The following is an 18794-nucleotide window of genomic DNA, read 5'->3' as shown; positions in this document are numbered from 1 at the left end:
ATAACTAATAGATATTTTTTTGATAAATTGCTTTCGGGGGGGATATTACCCTATTTTTTTATATTTAATTCTATGAGGCTCAATAGCGGCTGGCCCTAAGGTCTTTTTCAACCATTCTTCATACTCTGTAAAGTTCCCTTCAAAGAAATTAATTTGTCCTTCGTCACGGTAATCTAAGATATGTGTTGAGATGCGATCAAGGAACCAGCGATCATGCGAAATAACCATAGCACAGCCAGGAAACTCTAAAATAGCTTCTTCAAGTGCACGTAAGGTTTCAACGTCTAAGTCGTTGGTGGGCTCATCGAGCAATAATAAATTACCACCGGTTTTGACTAGTTTAGCTAAATGACAACGGTTACGTTCACCACCTGATAAGTCTTTGATTAATTTCTGTTGGTCGTTACCTTTAAAGTTAAATCGACTGACATAAGCTCTGCTTGGAATTTGGTAAGTCCCAATTTCAATAATTTCACTGCCTTCAGAAATCTCTTGATAAACGGTTTTACTGCCATCCATGTCGTCACGGAATTGGTCAACACTCGCCAGTTTAACGGTATCACCCAATTCAATTGAACCTGAATCTTGTTTTTCATCACCCGACATCATTTTAAACAGTGTAGATTTACCTGCACCGTTAGCACCGATGATGCCAACAATAGCGCCTTTGGGCATGCTAAAGCTTAAGTTGTCAATTAATACGCGATCGTCAAACGATTTGGTCAAGTTCTTAACGTCTAAAACTTTGTCACCTAAACGTGGTCCAGGAGGAATATAAAGTTCGTTAGTTTCATTACGTTTTTGGTTCTCTTGACTGTTCAATTCTTCAAAGCGTGCCATACGTGCTTTGCTTTTTGCTTGGCGTGCTTTAGGGTTCGAACGTACCCATTCTAATTCTTGTTTGATGGTTTTTTGTAAGGCGTTTTCTGATTTGTTTTCTTGTGCTAAACGCGCATCTTTTTGTTCTAACCATGAAGAGTAGTTGCCTTCCCATGGAATACCGTAGCCTCTGTCTAGTTCTAATATCCAGCCAGCTACATTATCAAGGAAGTATCTATCATGGGTAATAGCAACAACAGTGCCAGGGTAGTCATGTAAAAAACGCTCTAACCATGCAACAGATTCAGCATCTAAATGGTTAGTGGGTTCATCAAGTAACAACATGTCAGGTTTTTGTAATAATAAATGACATAAAGCAACACGACGGCGTTCACCACCACTTAATACCGCTATTTTTTGGTCCCAAGCAGGTAAACGCAATGCGTCAGCTGCACGTTCTAGTACGTTATCAATATTGTGACCATCTTGAGAGTTGATAATATCCTCAAGCTCACCTTGTTCTTTAGCTAAAGCGTCGAAGTCTGCATCTTCTGCAGCGTATTCGTTATAAACTTCGTCAAGTCGAGCAAGGGCATTTTTAACTTCAGATACTGCTGACTCAACGATTTCACGAACGGTTTTTTCTTCGTCAAGTATAGGTTCTTGAGGTAAGTAACCAATATTTGTGCCCGCTAAAGCCGTTGCTTCACCTTCAAAGTCTTTATCCACACCTGCCATAATGCGAAGCAAGGTTGACTTACCTGAGCCGTTCAAACCTAAAACACCAATTTTAACGCCTGGGAAAAATGAAAGACTAATATCTTTAAGTATTGTTCTTTTAGGTGGAACCACTTTTGATACGCGGTTCATCGACATGATAAATTTATCTGGTAATGGTTGTGCCATGGAAAACCTTATTATTTGAAGGAAGAAATTAACTTGTCGATATTTTAGGTTAAAGGGGCTGGGCAAGCAAATGTGTTTAAAGGGATTTAATTTTTTTCATCAAGTGGTAGATAACATAGAAGTAATAAGTTAAAGCACAGCCTTTGACTTATTACACATTGAATATACGAGTAATGAAGTCTCTTTACTGCCGCCCCTCTAAGTTATGACTAAGGAGGATGTATTACAGCAAAAGCTATTTGCATTAAAATCTAGCATCGTCGTGAATAAATATATTTTAAAGTGTCACGTTCTTAATTCAAAGAGACGTTACGGTAGTGTTGCTTGTGTTGTTTTTTCAGGGCGGTTGACAGGAATTGATGTCAGTCGAGTATGATTAAGTCATGTTGATAACGCTATGAAATAGTTTTATATTTTTATCGCGTTTAACTTGGTTTTATTGAAGGTTGTAACAACTGTGTAGCTCTTATGTTATGTAGGTGTAGTTAGCGGGGCTTGTTAGCTATTGTTTTCATTGGTTTTTATTTGCTTTTTTTTTGGTGGTGCATTGCTTAATACCCGATATTCACCTACATTATAGACCTTACGTCTTATTTGGCTGTTTAGATATGTTTCCTGTGCAATGCAAAAACCTGCTTGGTTTATTTCTTTTTTTATTTTTTTTTGTATCATACGCCCAAGCAAGTAATGGAGAAAATGATAAATTACAATTCAGTGGGTTTGCAACTTTAGGGGTGGTTTTCTCCGATTCTGACCATTATGGTTATCGTAAAGATGTCAGTTCAGATGAAGGGGTCTTTTCAGGTGATATTGATTTTAAGCAACAATCATTGCTTGGTTTACAAGCGAACTGGTCTATTTCGCCTAACTTAGATGCTGTTTATCAAGGTGTACTGAGAGATTTAGTTGAACCATCACTAGATAGATACACTACGCTGGCGTTCCTTCGCTATGAAGTCAATACAAATTGGAATGTAAGAGTCGGTCGAACGGCTCCTGATCTTTTTTTATTAACAGAATACCGTGATGTTGATTTTTCTTATATTTGGGCAACTGCGCCCAATGAAGTCTATGGCATTATACCTTACCGAAGTATCGATGGCATTGATGTTACTTATAGTGAAAGAGGTTTAGGTGGTGTTTTTAAAACAAAACTATTCAGCGGTTCAAGTGAAGCAGAAATTTCTGGGGACTCGATAGTTCAAAAAGTCAAAATTGAAGACATTATGGGGATTTCTTTTTCTTTCGATCATTTTAATTGGACAGTTCAGGTAAAACATAGCCAAGTTAATATTGCCAATGAGCCTTTATCTAATATCTATTTAGCTGAAAATATTAGCCAAATCCCTGATTTCTTATGGCCTAATTCACAAAGCTTTGCTCAGTCATTATTACTTAAGAGTGAGAAAGTAAGCTACTTTTCGATAAGTGGTCAATACCAGTGGCATAATTGGTTAGCTTCTGCTGAAGTTTCACAAATCAATTCAAAAAGTGATGTCATTCCTAAAATAACCAGTGGCTATGCCGCTTTGTCATACCAACTTAATGCTCATCAATTTTATGGTATTTATGCTTTTACTGATTCCAAAAATTATGTTTTTAATGAGCCTAACGTTAATGAAGTTGCCTTGAATGAACTTATTCAAGGTACAACGATGTTAATGAACTTTTATTCGGCAAATCAGCAAACTATCTCTTTGGGCTGGCGTTGCGATATTACCAACGATATTGCATCTTCATTGCAATGGAACCACACACAAGTTGACGAAACGGGTAGTGTATTATGGTTAAATAAAGCGAGTGAGCATAATTCAAAAGAAAGAGTTAATACCTTTCTATTAACATTGAGCATGGTTTTCTGATGAGTCATATTAAGCAAGTCTTTGTCATACTCTTACTGGCATTATTTATTGAGCCTGTTTCAGCTAAAGAGCCATTGGTGGTGGTGGTTAATAAGGACAATCCAGTTGAGCAATTATCTCGCTCAGAACTTATTGATTTGTTTATGGGTAAATATGTGGCTTTTCCTAATGATATTAAGGCGATACCCGTTGAACTTAATAGTGATCATCAGATTAAAGTTGAATTTTATCAAAATCTTGTTGGAATGCCCTTGTCACGAGTTAACGCTTATTGGTCAAGATTACGTTTTACCGGTAGAAAACGAATGGCAGTGTTCAAATCAAATGAAAACGATTTAATTGCCTTTATCACCGCTAATAAGCAAGCTATTGGTTATGTGCCACAGTCACTCATCACAAAAGATTTAAAGGTTGTTTATATTTTAAATGAATAAATCAGGTTTAGTTATTCGATTGGCAATCGTCATTGTCTTTACAGCCGTCATTGTTGGGCTTATTACCACCCAACTTTTCTCCCGATTTACGTTTGTCAACGAACAGGAACTGGGTAAGCAAAGTATTAAACAACTCTATAGTACAGTTTCTCCTACCGCTTCAATTGCTAGTTACTTGAATGATAAAGGCCTTGCTGAGGAAGTTGTTAATGGATTGATTAGTAATGATATTGTTACAGCCGCAGCTATTCAAACAGAGACATTACGCGTGGAAAGTGAAAACTATCAAAAGTCTACAGCTTCAGTCGCGTTTGATTTATTCTCGCCTTTTCAAAAAGATAATAAAGTCGGCGTGCTGTTTGTTAAAATCAATGACAGTTACCTTGCAGCCAAAGCGAATAAAATAAGTGCAACTAATACCTTTGTTGTGGCTATTGAGGCTTTAATTATTACTATTATTTCAATTTTAGTGACTTATTATGTTATTACCCAGCCTATTTTAAACATTGGTAAAGCGCTTCATTTAATAAGACCTGGCACTAGCGAGCGAATAAAAAAACCTCATTCACATCAACAAAGTGAAATTGGCCAACTGACGGATGATGTAAATGACTTATTAGCGAAGGCCGAGCAACAGATGCTCAGAGAGAAAAGTCTTAGAAATGAGGTTCAAGTACTTGAGTCAAAATTTAGAATGCTCTTTGAAAATGCGACTTCTGCTATTGTGTTAGTTGCGCCACAGGGCGACATACTGCTCTATAATGAGGCTTTTGAAAAGTTAATTGATAAGCTTAATTTATCTTTGAAAAAAAATTATGGCCAATACTTGGAAGATCTCTTTATTAAGAAAAAAGTACTGCATGAACAGATATTAATTGCTTTTGCTAATAACGAGTCAGCCGCTGCAGAGCTAGAGTTGATCTCGTATCAAGATGATAAAATTTGGGTACAGGTGCTAGTAACACGGTTGATCACTGATGATTTTCTAGAGAGCTATCAAATAACTTTACATGATATTTCTAAAAGTAAGTATAAAATATCATTGCTTGATCAAAAAGCTAATTATGATGGCTTAACTCATTTACTTAATCGCCAGGCGGCAGAGCAACATCTTAGGCAATTAACAGAAAGCCATAGTCCTTTTGCTTTAATCATGATGGATTTAAATGACTTTAAACCCATTAATGATGTTTTTGGTCATGATTCTGGAGATGAATTACTAATTCATGTTTCAAGCCAACTTCTTAAAATTTTGAGGAAAGCTGATGTATTATCGCGTTGGGGAGGGGATGAATTTGTCATTATTTTACCCAATACTTCGAGGGAAGAAGTGATCAAAGTATGTGCTAAATTAGCGGCTAAATTAAGTAAGCCATATTATCTTTCACAATACGATCAGAGTGTTTTTGTCACGGCAAGTATGGGGGTGAGTTTTTACCCCGATGATCAAGTGGAATTATTAGAGTTAATTAGATCAGCTGACAAAGCGATGTATCAAGTAAAAAAAGAAAAGTTGACTAACAATGACCTTCATTTGGCCTTTACTCATGATCCCGCCAATATAGAAAATGACAGTAAACGTCAATGAAAATAAACAATAATAAAGTGACGCACTCTTCGATTACATTATCCTCAGGGTATACAAAGGTCCTTCAACTTCAATTAACACTCAAGGCATTGATTACCATTGCGGTCTTACTATTGATGAGTGAGCTGTTTTTTAATCGATTTTCGGCTTTGGCTTTGGCGATGTCTTTGTCAGTTATCATGTTCATCCTTTTCTTCTTATGGGCTTCTGCCGATACTTACAGTGTTATTTCAGGCATGGTGTTGTGGTCAGTGGCGGTGTTTATTACCTACGCTTGCTGGATAGGAAATGGCATTTTTGATACCAGTATATTAGCTTTTCCTTGCTTACTTATGCTGGCGGCTATCTTATCAGGTAAATTGATTTTTATTTCTCTTTTTGTCTACCTTATTAGTGCGTTGTGCTTTTTTGCTTTTGCGCATAATCAAGGCTTATTGGCGGGAGCACACCTTTTTGAAACACTACCTTTATGGGATCGAATGTTTAGCTACATTATAATGTTAGTATTTTTTTCGGTTGGTGTTTTTTATGTTTTTGCCGATATAAAAAAAAGGTTTAAAAATATTTTAGATAAAAATGCGTCACTTGAATTATCAATCAGTCGTTTAATAAAACGAAGTGGTTATGACCCGTTAACACGGTTACCCAATGAAAATGTTTGTAAAGTAGACCTTGATGAAATACTACAGCAACAAAAATCATCTAGCCATATATTAGCTTTCATCACCTTAAATATTAGTAATCAAGATTTAATTAAGATGAATTACAGTCATAGCGTTTGTAATAAAACATTAAAGTTACTGGCTAATAAACTGACAGGTTATGCAAATGATAAGACCGTTATTTATCGATTCCAACAAAATCAATTTGTTATTTTAAGGCACTCACCTGATCATCGGGGAATCAACCAGTTTGCTGAAAAAATGTATCAAGTTTGCTCGCAAACCTTTCATGTCGAACATTTCGATATTGTGTTTAATCCTATCATAGGTATAGCGTTAGCGCCTTTTGATGGTAGTTCTATGGAAGAGCTTAGGCACAATTCATACCTTGCAATGCATACTAAAGATGAAGGCAATAAAGCTAATTTAAGTTTCTTTGATCAGGTGATGGCCACTAAAGAGCAAGAAAAATTACAGCTAACTAAGTCATTAAGAAATGCTACGGTAAATAACGAATTTGTTTTACATTTTCAACCAAAAGTTGATTTAGCAACAGGACAAATTATTGGTGCAGAAGCCTTAATTCGTTGGAATAGCCCAGAACATGGCTTTATACCACCAACGGTATTTATTCCTTTAGCGGAGCAGGTTGGAGTGATTTCTGATATTACTCACTGGGTTATCGAACACTCTGTTAATGCTTGTAAGCATTGGCATGAACTAGGCTTTAATAAGCTATGCGTGGCGGTAAATTTATCAGCAGCTGATTTTAAGCGCGGTAATCTTGTGACATATACCATGAGTATTTTACATCAAGCGAAGTTATCAGCACACTTTTTAGAGCTAGAGTTGACTGAGTCTATGTTAATGGAAGATATAAATCATATTCAAAAGCAAATTAACGAGTTATCTGCTTTTGGTCTCTCATTTTCTATTGATGATTTTGGCACAGGTTACTCAAACTTGGGGTATTTGACAAAATTTAATGTCAGCAGTATTAAACTTGATCGGTCATTTGTGATGAATATTCGTCATTCAAGTAATGAGCTACAAATCGTTAAAGCGATTATAGAAATGAGCAAAAGTTTGAATATTACCAACATTGCTGAGGGTATTGAAGATACAGAAACAGCCAAGTTGCTCACCCAATTAGGCTGTGAAGTTGGTCAAGGTTATCTTTGGTCAAAGCCTTTGCCTCAGCAGGAATTTATCGCCTTATTGTCTCATGAAAATAACGTCATTCAATCTGTTTAATATGTGCAGTAGAAGTTAGTAAATAAGGTTCACTGCTAAATAATCGCCACTAAAAGTAGCGATTAAAATGGAATTTATGATTATAAAAAAACCTTTAAGCCAGCGATTTTAATTGTTCTACAATTCTGGAAAATGTTGGTCTTTTAAAGAGATCTTTTTGCATACAGTTGTCTTTTATTGTTGCCAGCGCTTTATATTGCTCAGTTATTTTTGAGTGGTGGCACAAAGGTAATAAATCGTCTAATAAGCAGCCAAAAGCTCTTACTTCAATCGCTTGCATTGCCACTTGTTGGCCTTTGGGGAGTACCTGCAGATTTGAAGCCGCACCAAAGTCACCAAACAGCATATTTGCGTTTTCATCAACCATCGTATTGTGAGCATAAATATCACCGTGGCTAATGTTATTCGCATGTAAGTGACGCAATGTATCAGCCATATTAAGCGCAATCTTTGTAATATTTTTTACTTCTAATACTCCCTCGTTAGGGAACGTATCTCGAGTACAGGTTTTTAATGATGGGGGTAAACCTAAATTATAAAAGCTGGCTGGAATTAACTCCATGACTAACGCGAGTTGTTCCTTTGACATGATTTTAGCAATGACTTTTATTAAGCTTTTATGTTCGCCAGCTTGTAAACAGTTATTTAATTCATCAATTGGGTAGCCGTCGCTAGTTATTTCTCCCTTGAACAATTTCACTGCGATATCGTTATTTGAATTAATGGTTGATGGTTTCTTTAGCCACGTTGCTTGATGAATAACTCCCGAAGCGCCTTCACCTAACTTGTGCTTTAACTCAAAGTCTTCTCGTGAAACACTGATCATATTAGCGGTTATTTGTGGGGAGGCATTGCGGAAATTATTCCCTGAGAACGCTAGCCAGGCTAATTTTGGTAATTGAAATAGCCAATTTGGTAGCATTGATAATTGATTAGCAGAAAGTCGTATTAATTCTAGGTTTTTACAGTTTTCCATGGTCTCGGGTAATTGCTGTAATTGATTGCCGGCAAACGCAAACTTTTGTAAACGTGTTAACCCACCCATTGAGTTGGGTAATCTGGCTATTTTATTATCCGTTAAGATCAACCAACGTGTTCTTATAGGCAGTACGTCTTCATCGATAGACGTTAATTTATTGGATTTAAAGCTGATCATTTCTAGTTGCGGGCAGGCTGCTAATACAGCCGGAATAGTTTCAAAATTATTATTTGTTAAAAATAATATTTTAAGTTTTTTTAATGAAGATAACTGATCAGGTAAAGTGGTTAATTGGTTATTAGCTAAATCTAAGACTTCAAGCGAGTTCGCTAATGAGAATATTTCCATTGGAAATTCAGTTAAATTCTCACTGAGGGTTAAATGCGTTATATCTGAATGTTTACCGGAATTGAGCTGGGCTAATGTTTGCAAGATAAAGCCTAATTGGGCGCTAAAATTTGCCGCTATTTTACCGTGAAACTAAAATAAGCTAAAGCGCTTTAATATTTTTGGCGTAAATTGGGTGTTCTTATGCGAGTATTAATGATTGTTTCCTGTTTGGTTAACGTTAAAGCGATTATTGTCATATGACTTAATCCCTTTATTAACCTTAGTTTACTAATTTACCTTACTGATAAAATAAGAGTTACCATGTATAAAATACAAAAAAAAATTATTATTACCAGTGTTGTGATAGCTTTTTTCGTTGGTGCTTCAGCGAACGCACAGCATTACCAACAAAATATCGATAAAAACAGCTTGGTAACATTTAAACATATTATGCAAGGTTTGTTATCTGAAACTAAGATGATTACACAAGGTATTATTTTAGAAGACTTTACGCTTATTAACGATGCGACAGAGAATATTATTAATCATCCAAAACCGGCAATGTCACAAAGGAAAAAATTGATGAAGGCCTTAGGTGATGATATTGCAACATTCAAAGGGTTGGATCACATTGTACACAGAGGTGCGATGAAAATTCAGCAAGCAGCAAAGGATAAAAATATGGTTGTTGTGATAGCCGAATATCAAAAGTTAATTACCGGTTGTCAATCATGCCATAGCACTTTTAAAGCCAGGCTGTCGAAAGCTTTGTTATAGTACGCTCGCTGAATTTTTTATGGGGCGTATTCAGCTCTTATCAGTTTTTTGTTTTAAATGCATATTGCAAAATGCAAACTGACAGTGAATACTTCCTACTCAATTCTATTCTCCAATTAGTCGCTTATTTTGTCTTATCTAGATTTTAATATTGAAAATAAATTTTCTTCTCAATTACCTAAAGATTTAGAAGAATCTATTTTTCCACACCAAGTGCATTCTGCTGCTTTCTCCTGGGTAACCCCTAAAAGAACATCAAATCCTCAATTGATCGCCAGTAGTCGTGATGCTGCTGCAATGTTGGGCTTAAGTACAGAACAACTAAAGAGTGATGAATTTTTACAATTGTTTACCGGTAATATTGTTCCCGAAGAATTTTCACCTTATGCGATGTGCTATGGCGGGCATCAGTTTGGACACTGGGCTGGACAATTAGGCGATGGCCGAGCGATTAATTTAGCTGAAGTAAATACCCCATCATATGGCCATAAAGTACTCCAGCTAAAAGGTGCTGGGCCAACACCCTTTTCACGAACAGCTGACGGCTTAGCGGTCTTGCGCTCATCAGTACGAGAGTTCTTATGTTCAGAAGCGATGTTTCATCTAGGTATTCCTACAACCCGAGCGCTGAGTTTATCGTTAACGGGTGATAGCGTCGTTCGAGATATGTTTTATAACGGTAATGCGAAAGCTGAATTAGGCGCTGTTGTTTGTAGGGTGTCTTCTTCATTTATGCGTTTTGGTAGTATTGAACTACCAGCTTATCGTAAAGATAAAGCATTGTTAAAGCAGCTCGTTGATTATTCAATTAAACGGGACTTTCCTGAATTATTAAATGAATACGCTGACGACCCTATTCAACGTTATTTAGCGTGGTTTGAGGAAATTGCTCAACGTACTTGTCGACTGATGGTGGATTGGATGCGGGTGGGCTTTGTTCATGGGGTAATGAATACCGATAATATGTCCTTAATCGGTGAAACCATTGATTATGGACCTTATGGTTGGATTGATAATTTTGATTTGTCTTGGACACCCAATACGACAGATGCTCAAGGTAAGCGATACCGTTTTGGCAAACAGGGGGAAATTTCGCAATGGAACTTATTTCAATTAGCGAACGCTATCTATCCGTTGATAGCAGAATCTGCACCACTAGAAACCATATTAAATAATTACAGCAAAACGTATCAACAACAATGGCATGCAATGATGTCGAACAAACTAGGTATTACGAGCGAAGCTATAAACCATAAAGCGGATACTGAATTGTTTTTAGCACTTGAAATCTTATTGGGTGATATAGAAACAGACATGACTATTTTTTATCGTTTATTGGCTGATTTTAGTTATAACGAAAAAGTGAAAGAAAATAATTTTAATCATTTTGCCGATTGTTTCTATCTAGAGGAGCAGTTGACGATAGATCATCAATCACGTTTTTCTTTATGGTTAGAAAGCTACGCTCATCGAATTCAGCAAGACGGAAAAACAGCAGAGCAAAGAAAAGCGGCGATGAATAAAGTGAACCCTAAATATGTCTTGCGTAATTATTTAGCACAACAAGCCATTGAGCTTGCAGAACAAGGGGATTATAGCAAGTTACACGAATTACAAAAGGTTCTGGAAAAACCTTACGATGAACAAATAGCGTTTCATCATTACAGTGAAAAGCGTCCTGAGTGGGCGAGAAATAAAGCAGGTTGTTCGATGTTATCGTGCAGCTCTTAAAGCGTTATTAAATAGCGCTTAAAACTAAAGCCTTACCGACCTGTATTTTTGACGAGGTCGATAAGGTTGTTTTTGCAGATGTAGAGATATTATCAAAGGCAATAACGTCAATATTAATCGATAAAGACTAAGCGTTTATTGCGCTACTTGGCACACTGGTTGGGCTAATATGCTCGATAGGATAACAGCCTAAAATTTTAATGAAGTTAGTAATTGTCGTTATTTCATTTATCGCTTCTTGTAATACCGCACTTTTTACATTGGCTTCCACATCAATATAGAACATTTCTTCCCATGGGCGTCCTTGAATCGGTCTAGACTCAAGCTTGCACATGTTGATGCCTTTTGCTTTTAAGATAATAAGACAATCTACCAACGCACCGGCTTTTTGTCCTGTAGCCAAAATTAACGCTGTTTTTGCAGGAATTTGTTCTGCAACATCGATAGGCTTACGGGCGACTAAAATAAAGCGACTGTGGTTTTCTGTTTGATTTGCAATCGACTTCTCCAAAGCATGAAGCTTATAGAGGTGACCACCTTCCTCACTGCCAATAACCGCCACTGTAGGGTCTTGTAATTCATAAGCTCTCGCCATGGCATCAGCGGTACTGTCACAATATTCGATGCGAATATTCTTTTGTTTATCAAGAAAATTACTACATTGGGTAAAAGGTTGTCCGTGTGCATAAATCGTTTTTATTTTATTGAGCTCGGTCGTTACTGCGGTTAATAAACAATGCTCGATAGGTTGGGTTATTTCACCAACAATTGACAAGTTAGTGTGCTGCAGGGCATCGTAAACTTCGTTAATACTACCTGAACTGGTATTTTCAATCGGAAGCATGCCATAGTCTACATGACCAGATTCTACTTGCTGCATAATCTCGTTGAAACTTTGGCAGCCGTATTCATTGATTTTTGCCGCACGACGTGAAAAATAGCGATGACTGGCTAAGTAACTGTAAGAACCTTTGTCTCCTAAAAAAGCGACACTAACCGTAGGTACCTGAATATTTGGGTTTGCTAAGGTTTGTAAATAGGCTTGTTGATTTAATACTGAATCTTCAATAATGGTTTGATAAACACTCGTCACATAGTGAGCGTCTAAACCCAGTACCTTACCCTGGTTAATCAAACGTATCAGTAATTCTTGCTCACGTTGTTGGTCGCGAACAGGGCGAATTTGATGAGCTTTGCTTTTCGCCACATTGAGCGTGAGTGAACGGCGTTGCGCAAATAATTCCAATAACTGTTGATCTAACTGGGTTATTTTTTCGCGGATTTTATTCAGATCTAATTCTTCGCTCACAGCACTTCACCCTATATTTTGTTATTTCAAGAAAATGGTTAAAAATAAAGAATCCTGATGTTTTAGTAAATAAAAATCATGAAGGCGACTAAAACAGGACGTTAGTCAGGATATATGACATTACTGTATATAGGGGAAAGAAATTGTTCAAGCCTTTATTACCAAAGGCTTGTATTAAAAAAATCTATATTAGAAATAGATTTTTACTCTTAAGGAATGCATTGCCAAATAATAGCAAAAGATGACACGGTTGCTATGCCCCAAACAATTGAACGTATAAGTCCAATATTTAATAAATAAAATATGTTGTAGGCAACACGTGCAATAACATGGGTGATAGCTAATACCGTAATACTATCTGTTATTGTGTTGGTTGCAATCGCTAATAAAACCGCAGGTATAAAGATTATTAGCGATTCAAAAGCGTTTTGATGAGCCGCAAGTGCACGTGCACCAAAGCCGGTTAATTGTGTTTGTTGAGCGCGAGGGTGATTATTGTCGTAACCACCGAGTTTATTCATCGCGATAGCCACGGGAGCTTTCGCTAAATAGGGTAATAGGGTGGCAGCAAATAAACACCAAATTAGAATAGTCATACGTTCCTCTTTTTATGATTGATTTTAGTTTTAGTGCTAAGGCTTATCAAACTGTTTAATCGTTCCACTTAATAGCTTAATAGCGTTAAGGTGTATTTTGTTTTACCAGGTAAAAAGGATGATGGTTTACCTTGTACCCAATCTTCATGACCCAAACCGAAGTAGGGGCTCCATGGGTGGCCTGATTGACTGGTTGGCATATGCAATATTCCAGATGATTCATGGCCAGGTGAAACGACCATGCGTTGCGATGCACCAAAGGTTTTTCCTTGTACGCGTGGCATATAGCTGTCACCGGGCAATTGTATAGGCTGCATATCTAACCAACGACCAATGAACGGTATTGCTTTACTGAGTGGGTGTTGTATATTACTGGTGTTTTGTTGCCCCCACGTCGCACTCGCTAATGGCTGGTCTTTCGTCATATCAGCTAATGTAGTGGTTAATGCTTGTTCAAAAACTTCCTGCCAACTATTTTCTGGCAACCATAAGAAATTCTTGGGCTGGTCATTAATCATTTGCCAAAGTGGTGTTTCAACTTGATGGCGAATAGTGCGAAAAGAATAGCTACCGTCTACGTGAGATAAATTTTTATTAAGTAAACTGAACACGTCATTTCGTACATTCAAACGGAAATTATTCACCAATCGATAAGCAACTGAATCAATGCAAGCACATAATGGGTCCGTATCAACAATTTCTTTCACCGCTTGCCAACGGGGGTGCTGAACAATGGCTTGAGGCGTTAATACTTTTTTAAGTAAAAAGTCCTGCCAGCGTTTTAAGAAAATGGCACGGTCATCAAGCGCAATATCAAGTAAGTCGTGTTCTGAGAAAATATTTTTAGTGAGTAAACGCTCTCTTATTTGCTGTGCTCGCGCGCCTAAAGCATAACCACCGTTACCCAGTTTATCTAACATTTTACCACCTACAACGCGGGTGTTAGCGGTCCATAAACGATTGTTTTCAGGATTTTTAATACGGGGATATTGTTCGCTATTTAAATAACCTTGCCAGTTGTTTTTACCATCAGCCCAATGTGTTGGTGTTTCGCCAAACTGAGTCGACTTTTTAGGGATAGGTCCCATAATTGTCCAGCCAATATTCCCAGCTTTGTCACCTACCACTAGATTTTGTGCCGGAATACCGGCTTTGCTAGCAATAATAAAAGCTTCGTCAACACTCGTTGCTAATTCGAGTTGGGTGTGGTGTAGATTTACGGCTTGCACATCATGAGCAACCCAACGATAAGCTAATAATTGCTTATTACTATTTGAGCCTATAACGGGGCCCCAAATTGTTTCTTTCACGATAAGTTCTTGAGCGTCTTGATCTTTGATAGCGATAACATGTTTATGTTCAGTAAAGTCTCGATAGCCGGTTGGCGTTAAATACTGACTTTGATCAGCATTAGTATCGAGAATAATAATATCACTCCAATCACCATAACTATTGGTAAAACCCCAGGCAATATTTCCGTTGCTACCCGCAATTATATTAGGTGTTCCAGGCAATGTAAGCCCTGTTACTTTTATGTTTTTATTATTATCACTGTCATATTCAAAGGTTGCCCGAAACCAAGTGTTAGGTACGCGTATACCTAAATGCATATCGTTAGCAACAATAGCACTACCTGTTTTGCTGAGTTCCCCCGAAACGGCCCAGTTATTTGAACCAGGGAATTCCTCACCTTGATAGTTATTGTTAGCAGAACCGGTATTTTGGTCTTGCTCAGAAATTGAGGATGCAGATATAAGCGTTTTCTGCTCTGCTGAGGCCGAAGGCCATGCACGTGTGGGCATGGCACTTGAAGGATAGTGAGTGCCATCGATAGCGGCATCCCAAATGCTTCCTTTGGGATTCAGAAACTCAAAGACGTCTTTACCGAGGCTATTTTTTATATTACCTAATGTTCTTTCACGATCGCCCGCGGCATATTGTAAGTCCATGTACATACTTAATACCGTTAATATAGTATCTTCTTCTTGCCATGACACTGGCGCTTGTTGTAAGAGTAAGTATTCAAAAGGAGGTGACTTTAAATTATTTATGCCTTGATTAACGCCACGAGTATATGCTTTTAGTAAGGCTAAATCTTTATCGGGAAGTTGAGATACTATGACACGCGCACGTTCACGAAAACGATGGCGGCGAATTTTTTTATCATGGGGTAATGCTTTCTCACCAAATAAGCTAGCGAGTTCACCAGCAGAATTTCGGCGCAGTAAATCCATCTGAAAAAAGCGTTCTTGGGCGTGTATAAAACCAGTAGCAACGGCAACATCATTACGCTTCTTAGCTTTTATCGTTACAATGCCCTGACTATCTCGTTCAACTACGGCGGTATCACTTAATCCCAGTAACGTTCTTTTCCCTTCAAGAACAGGCAAAGCACTATCAATTTGGCTGTAAATCCATGTACCTAAACTTGCAATGACTAAAAATAAGATCAGCAAGAAACCAATTAATATGTGTTTTATTTTATTCATAGTGTGAAGTTTTTAGGATATTTAGTTGTGCTAGATTACCTTATTATTTATAAAGTTAACATTCAATGATAGAACATTATTATGGGTTTATAAATAAAGAAAAGAACACATGCTTTTTTATTAGTATTTTTACCGATAGAATAGCGACAATTATTATCGATAAACTTAATTCAGGAGTTTTTATGGCATCTTTACAAGATCAGCTATTAAAAGCAGGCTTAACAACTAAGCAAAAAGCGCGACAAGCCAATACAAGTCAACGTAAAACAAATAAACAAAAACGCAGTGGTGTTGCAAAAGATGACAGTTTGCAAGACCAAGTAAAGCAAGATTTAGCGAAAGCTCAGAAAGAAAAGTTAGCAAAAGACGCTGCCCTTAACGAAGAAAAAAAACAACAGCTTGCTAATAAAGAAAAAACGTTACGTATTCAACAAATACTTGAGCACCACCATATTAAAAATGTTAACGGTGAAACGGAGTATAACTTTACCTTTAATAGTAAAATTAAAAAACTTTTTGTAAATGCGGTTACCCATAGAGCTCTAGTGAACGGACGTTTAGCGGTTTGTGGTTTAGTGGATCAGAGTTACCTTGTTACGGCTGAAACGGCTGCAAAATTAGCCATTTTAGACCCAAGCGTTATCTTGGTACAAAATGATAAAGTTGAAAGTGATGAGGTCGCAGCTGACGATCCCTATGCTGATTATCAAATTCCTGATGATATGATGTGGTAGCTGGCGTGTTTGCACAAATGAAAATAAGTATAACAAAGCAATTATGTTAAACTGGCACAAATTGAGGGGGCTGTATTGAAGCAGTCTCGTGTATTATTTTTATAACTAAAGAGAAGTTGTTTTATGTTTATTGTTCGCTGGATTATTGGTCGTATTATTTTATTATTGAATTTCATCTTTTCACCAAGTGGTCCGCAACGAACCCCTGAATTACAAACTGAGATTGATACGAGCACAAAACATTTAAGTTTATATCAATTACCCGCATGTCCTTTTTGTGTAAAAGTTCGTCGTTCAATGAAACGTGATGGTTTAAATATTGAATTACGTAATATTAATCAAAACGAAAATTATCGTGAAGAGTTAATCAAAGAAGGAGGTAAGCGCACAGTACCTTGTTTGAAAATAACAGATAAAAACGAAAAGGTGACTTGGTTGTATGAATCTAAAGATGTTATTAATTACTTGCAACAATTTGCTCGTTAATTTTATGGTTAATCATATTTATTTATAAATAATGAAGTAATTCTCTATCTTTCGGGTCTATTAGTTTATCGTTAGACAATTAATAACCCGAGAAGTAGACCTATGTTAATTAAATCGCCTGCAAAATCCTCGCTTAAAGAACATCAAGTTACCGATGAAAGTGTTTACTTACAACGCAGACAGCTTGTTAAGAAAATGGGATTTATTGGCGCAGGAACATTAATCGCCTCTGCTATACCGAGTGTTGTTCATGGTAAAGGCTTAGATTTTTTCTCATCAGAACCCACACAAACTTTTCAGCGTTATCCCCTGAATTTTACAGCTAACAGCACTAACAACGCACAAGTACTCACACCTGAAGCTAAAGTGACGAGTCATAATAACTTTTACGAATTTGGGACAAATAAAAGTGATCCAGTCAACAACGCACAAAGTTTTAACGTTAATCCTTGGAAGTTAACCATTAGTGGTGAATGTGACAAACCTTATACGTTAGATTTAGATGCGTTAACAAAAAGTTTTGTGCTTGAAGAACGTATCTATCGTCTAAGATGTGTAGAAGCTTGGTCAATGGTTATCCCTTGGGTTGGTTTTGAATTAGCAACGCTATTAAAAAAAGCGCAGCCAAACTCTCGTGCTAAATATGTTGCTTTTGAAACCTTATACGACCCAGAACAAATGCCAGGACAAGCAAGTAGACGACTTGGTGGTGGTGTTGACTACCCTTATGTTGAAGGCCTACGTATTGACGAGGCTATGAACCCACTAGCACTGATGAGTGTCGGTTTATATGGGAAAACTTTACCTGCCCAAAATGGGGCGCCTATTCGTTTAGTTGTACCTTGGAAGTATGGTTTTAAAAGTATCAAATCGATTGTTGCAATAAAATTTGTTGAACATCCCCCCGCATCTACATGGAATATTTTGGCGCCCAGCGAATATGGTTTTTATGCTAATGTTAATCCTAACGTTGACCACCCTCGATGGAGTCAAGCCAGTGAGCGAAGAATTACTTCTGGTGGTTTATTTGCTCGTAACCGTATTGATACTTTACCTTTCAACGGTTATGGAGGAGAAGTTGCTGAGATGTATAGAGATCTCGACTTACGAAAAAACTTCTAAAGCCTTTTTTAAACGGTCAGGGATGAGTGTTTAGCTATGAATACATCATCTCTATTAACTGATTAAGTCATTATTAGCCTCATGAAATATAACGTTTTTTTCTTCAAATTATTTATTCACCTTGCGGCCTTATTGCCGTTAGTCAATGCATATTACTTAGCTTTTACTGACCAATTAGGTGCTGATCCGGTTGAGGCCATTATTCATTTTACCGGGATCGGCGCTTTTAATTTATTGTTATTAAGTTTGGTAATAACTCCTATCAGTAAGCGCTTTAAAATTTCATTATTAGTAAAAGTTCGCCGATTAGTCGGCTTATATAGTTTTACTTATGCACTACTTCACTTAACTAACTTTTTGGTCTTTGAAGTTCAGTTTGATTGGTTACTATTTTTGAATGAAATTATTGATCGACCTTATATTACCATTGGTATGGCAGGACTTTTAATTTTACTGACGTTAGCAATAACATCAATTTCTGCACTGAAAAAACGCATGGGTAAAAATTGGCAAAAGCTACATAATTGGGTTTATTTAGCGGTTATCTTTGTTGGTATTCATTTTTACTGGTCGGTGAAATCCGACATTATTGAACCAAGCATTTATCTATTTATTAGTATTACGTTATTAGCGCTTCGTTTTGAAAAATTTAAAAAACGCATAAAAAAAAGCTAGTCAGTATCTACCGACCAGCTTTAATTAACTTACTTTCTTAA

The 18794-nt window shown here is 37.0% G+C and carries 15 protein-coding genes; 10 read left to right on the top strand and 5 right to left on the bottom strand.

The features are described 5' to 3' along the window. Window positions 1-45: 45 nt before the first annotated feature. Window positions 46-1725 carry an energy-dependent translational throttle protein EttA gene (gene ettA / locus H4J52_RS18345; protein ID WP_182181823.1) on the bottom strand — a complete coding sequence of 560 codons (1680 nt, stop codon included), beginning with the start codon at window positions 1723-1725 and terminating at the stop codon, window positions 46-48. 608 nt (window positions 1726-2333) lie between these two features. On the opposite strand from ettA, the gene H4J52_RS18340 reads away from it, so the two are divergent. From H4J52_RS18340 to H4J52_RS18325, 4 genes are read left to right on the top strand one after another with little or no spacing between them, the layout of a single operon-like run. Beyond that, window positions 2334-3587, top strand: coding sequence for a hypothetical protein (locus H4J52_RS18340; RefSeq protein ID WP_182181824.1), 1254 nt, complete (start codon window positions 2334-2336; stop codon window positions 3585-3587). Beyond that, on the top strand, window positions 3587-4021 hold the full coding sequence (locus H4J52_RS18335) for a hypothetical protein (RefSeq protein WP_259366508.1): 435 nt from the start codon (window positions 3587-3589) through the stop codon (window positions 4019-4021). The genes H4J52_RS18340 and H4J52_RS18335 overlap by 1 nt, the downstream gene beginning before the upstream one ends. Further along, the gene (locus H4J52_RS18330; RefSeq protein ID WP_182181825.1) at window positions 4014-5609 is read left to right on the top strand and encodes a diguanylate cyclase domain-containing protein; all 1596 of its coding nucleotides are present in this window, start codon (window positions 4014-4016) and stop codon (window positions 5607-5609) included. The genes H4J52_RS18335 and H4J52_RS18330 overlap by 8 nt, the downstream gene beginning before the upstream one ends. Continuing rightward, complete coding sequence (locus H4J52_RS18325; RefSeq protein WP_182181826.1) at window positions 5606-7525, top strand: bifunctional diguanylate cyclase/phosphodiesterase; 1920 nt, start codon at window positions 5606-5608, stop codon at window positions 7523-7525. The genes H4J52_RS18330 and H4J52_RS18325 overlap by 4 nt, the downstream gene beginning before the upstream one ends. 94 nt (window positions 7526-7619) lie before the next feature. Here H4J52_RS18325 and H4J52_RS18320 read toward each other — a convergent pair whose 3' ends face one another. Beyond that, complete coding sequence (locus H4J52_RS18320; RefSeq protein ID WP_182181827.1) at window positions 7620-8936, bottom strand: leucine-rich repeat-containing protein kinase family protein; 1317 nt, start codon at window positions 8934-8936, stop codon at window positions 7620-7622. Between the two features lie 219 nt (window positions 8937-9155). On the opposite strand from H4J52_RS18320, the gene H4J52_RS18315 reads away from it, so the two are divergent. Beyond that, window positions 9156-9611: a hypothetical protein gene (locus H4J52_RS18315; protein WP_182181828.1), complete on the top strand. Its 456-nt coding sequence runs from the start codon at window positions 9156-9158 to the stop codon at window positions 9609-9611. A gap of 129 nt (window positions 9612-9740) precedes the next feature. After that, window positions 9741-11342 carry a YdiU family protein gene (locus H4J52_RS18310; RefSeq protein ID WP_182181829.1) on the top strand — a complete coding sequence of 534 codons (1602 nt, stop codon included), beginning with the start codon at window positions 9741-9743 and terminating at the stop codon, window positions 11340-11342. Window positions 11343-11469: 127 nt separating this feature from the next. Here the strand turns inward: H4J52_RS18310 and H4J52_RS18305 are convergent, their stop codons facing one another. From H4J52_RS18305 to H4J52_RS18295, 3 genes are all read right to left on the bottom strand, one after another. Further along, window positions 11470-12651, bottom strand: a complete 1182-nt coding sequence (locus H4J52_RS18305; RefSeq protein ID WP_182181830.1) for a chorismate mutase — start codon at window positions 12649-12651, stop codon at window positions 11470-11472. A gap of 209 nt (window positions 12652-12860) precedes the next feature. Then, entirely contained in the window at window positions 12861-13247 is a 387-nt protein-coding gene (locus H4J52_RS18300; protein ID WP_182181831.1) for an MAPEG family protein, read from the bottom strand. 68 nt (window positions 13248-13315) lie between these two features. After that, entirely contained in the window at window positions 13316-15736 is a 2421-nt protein-coding gene (locus tag H4J52_RS18295; protein ID WP_182181832.1) for a penicillin acylase family protein, read from the bottom strand. Window positions 15737-15918: 182 nt separating this feature from the next. Between H4J52_RS18295 and H4J52_RS18290 the strand changes: the two genes are divergently transcribed. From H4J52_RS18290 to msrQ, 4 genes are all read left to right on the top strand, one after another. Further along, on the top strand, window positions 15919-16470 hold the full coding sequence (locus tag H4J52_RS18290; RefSeq protein ID WP_182225355.1) for a DUF2058 domain-containing protein: 552 nt from the start codon (window positions 15919-15921) through the stop codon (window positions 16468-16470). A gap of 123 nt (window positions 16471-16593) precedes the next feature. Then, entirely contained in the window at window positions 16594-16956 is a 363-nt protein-coding gene (locus tag H4J52_RS18285) for a glutaredoxin (RefSeq protein ID WP_182181834.1), read from the top strand. Window positions 16957-17058: 102 nt separating this feature from the next. Then, complete coding sequence (gene msrP / locus H4J52_RS18280; protein WP_182223314.1) at window positions 17059-18078, top strand: protein-methionine-sulfoxide reductase catalytic subunit MsrP; 1020 nt, start codon at window positions 17059-17061, stop codon at window positions 18076-18078. Window positions 18079-18159: 81 nt separating this feature from the next. Next, window positions 18160-18753, top strand: a complete 594-nt coding sequence (msrQ, locus tag H4J52_RS18275) for a protein-methionine-sulfoxide reductase heme-binding subunit MsrQ (protein WP_182223315.1) — start codon at window positions 18160-18162, stop codon at window positions 18751-18753. Window positions 18754-18794 lie beyond the last annotated feature (41 nt).

This window comes from Colwellia sp. MB02u-14 (assembly GCF_014076915.1).
In the GTDB taxonomy this organism is placed as follows: Bacteria; Pseudomonadota; Gammaproteobacteria; order Enterobacterales; family Alteromonadaceae; genus Colwellia_A.
This window is presented reverse-complemented; position numbering and strand designations above follow the sequence as displayed.